This is a genomic window from Brachyspira sp. G79 (assembly GCF_002379365.1).
Taxonomy (GTDB): domain Bacteria; phylum Spirochaetota; class Brachyspiria; order Brachyspirales; family Brachyspiraceae; genus Brachyspira.
The window spans coordinates 1-2,128 of the sequence record NZ_JQIU01000006.1 but is presented as its reverse complement, the minus strand read 5'-3'; the positions used below and the strand labels follow the sequence as shown (position 1 = coordinate 2,128).

General features: G+C 26.4%; 2 protein-coding genes and 1 pseudogene. 2 read left to right on the top strand and 1 reads right to left on the bottom strand.

Annotated elements, in window-relative coordinates:
* Both KQ44_RS00075 and KQ44_RS00070 read left to right on the top strand, forming a co-directional pair.
* Positions 1-313, top strand: a pseudogene (locus tag KQ44_RS00075) (DNA methyltransferase); the annotation flags it as partial.
* 65 nt (positions 314-378) lie between these two features.
* Positions 379-837 (top strand): CAP domain-containing protein, encoded by a 459-nt coding sequence (locus KQ44_RS00070; protein ID WP_096735713.1) that lies wholly within the window; start codon positions 379-381, stop codon positions 835-837.
* Positions 838-840: 3 nt separating this feature from the next.
* Here KQ44_RS00070 and hflX read toward each other — a convergent pair whose 3' ends face one another.
* A complete protein-coding gene (gene hflX / locus KQ44_RS00065) occupies positions 841-1,962 on the bottom strand; it encodes a GTPase HflX (RefSeq protein ID WP_205676532.1) in 1,122 nt (373 codons plus the stop codon).
* Between the last annotated feature and the right edge of the window lie 166 nt (positions 1,963-2,128).

The window sequence follows — 2,128 nt, the reverse complement described above, 5'->3', positions numbered from 1 at the left end:
TATGAAAGAAGATAATATAGGGGCGTTAAAAATATATTCATATCATTTTAATGGTGCTATACTATCAAATAATATAAAACTTATAAAATATTTTGGAGAATATATATTAAAGACTTACAGCAGATTATGTTCAAGAAAATCAAATGAGTATTTATTTGATATTACAAATGATATTTTGGATATAATATCATATTATAAAAATAATGATATAAGCATTATAGATAGGATAAGAAAGAGAATAATTTACAATATAACGCATTCTAATATTTCTGAAATTAACAAAAATAAATTATTACTCAGACTTGAAAAATAATAAAAAAATATTATATTTAACACTGTATTTATAAATAATAGAAAATTGTAGAAGTAGAATATATTATGTTTAAGATTATGATTAAAGCTTTATTTATTCTTTATTTTTGTTCTCTGACAGTTTTGTATTCAGAGTCTAATTATGAAGCTGAAGCAATATTAGGTGCATTGAATGAAGTTAGAGAAAATGAAGGTTTGTACTTATTTGAACTTAACGATGAACTTAATAAAGTGGCAGAGATTAGAGCGAAAGAGCTTTCAATCAATTTTTCTCATATAAGACCAAATAATACTCGGTATGATGAACTTCTATATGAGAATCGGATAAGGGTTTTTTCTTCTGATGAGAATATAGCATATAGATTTAAGAATGCTGAAACGGTTGTAAGTTATTGGATGAACTCTTCACAGTATAAGATTAATATATTAAGCGATAAATTTACACATGTAGGCGTCTCGCATTATGCTATTAATGGCGAGGATTTTTGGGTTGTTATATTTGCTCAGCTGAGAAGAATGAATTAATTATTATATTTCCTTTCTTAATTCCAATATATTATCAAGTATTTTCTTTCTAAGCGTTTCTATATTAATATTATTTTTAGCACTTATAAATATTGAATCATCATAAGAAGTAGATATTTTATTTTTCTGCACATCATCTATATTATCAATTTTATTAAATACAACTATTCTTTTTATATGTGATGCATCTATTTCTTTTATAATACTTTCTACCTGAATGAGTTTATCATTAATATTTTCATCAGAAGCGTCAATTAAATGCAGTAATAAATCAGCTTCTACAACTTCGGAAAGTGTGGACTTAAATGATGCTACCAATGTATGCGGAAGTCTATCTATAAATCCTACTGTATCGCTTATTATAACTTCTACAGGTGTATCATCTCCAAGATATAGTTTTCTAGTATGCGTATCTAAAGTTGCAAATAATTTGTCTTCTACATAAACACTTTCTTTGCATAGCAGATTAAATAATGTGCTTTTTCCAGCATTAGTATATCCTACTATAGCAACTCTGAAAGCATTTCCCCTTGATTTTCTCCCTGTGCTTGCTGATTTTTCTACTTTACTTAATTGAGTTTTTAATTTATGTATTCTCTCTCTTGCTCTTCTTCTGTCATATTCCAACTGTTTTTCTCCAGCACCTCCTCTTAATCCAATACCTCCTTTTATTTGACTTAGATTTGTTCTTTTACCTTTTAATCTTGGATATTCAAATTCTAAAAATGCTAATTCCACCTGCATTTTTGCAGTCATAGTTTTAGCACGCATTGCAAATATTTCAAGTATTATTTCTGTTCTTGTAAGTGCCTTTATATTAGAGCCTTCTTCTATAGCATTAACCTGCGAACCGCTCAGCTCATTATCAAATACAAAATATTCAACATTATCAATTAAAGCACTTTCTTTCAAACTTTCTAATTTACCAGTACCTATATAAGTGCCTGCAGTTATTTTCTGCTGAATAAATGAATATCTTTCTGATACTTCATATCCTGCTGTATCGCATAGCATTGAAAGTTCATCTAGTATATTATCTATATTAATTTTGCTGTTTCTGTATTGTTTGCTGTCTGCAACGAATATTATATATGCTTTTTTTATATTATTTGCTTTGATATCCATAAAAACTGTTCCCAATTTAAGTATTTAAAAGTTTATAAAATTATTATTTTATTATTATTGCTAATAAAAATTGTTCGCTAAAAATATATAGCAAATGAATTTGCTATATTCTCACAATTTTTATATTTGGCTTTCTAATATTTAAAAATTATTATTTTATTATTAT

Bases quoted from the DNA above. Each gene is read 5' to 3' on its own strand.
- KQ44_RS00070 (WP_096735713.1), top strand. From the start codon at position 379: ATGTTTAAGATTATGATTAAAGCTTTATTTATTCTTTATTTTTGTTCT.
- hflX (WP_205676532.1), bottom strand. From the start codon at position 1,962: ATGGATATCAAAGCAAATAATATAAAAAAAGCATATATAATATTCGTT.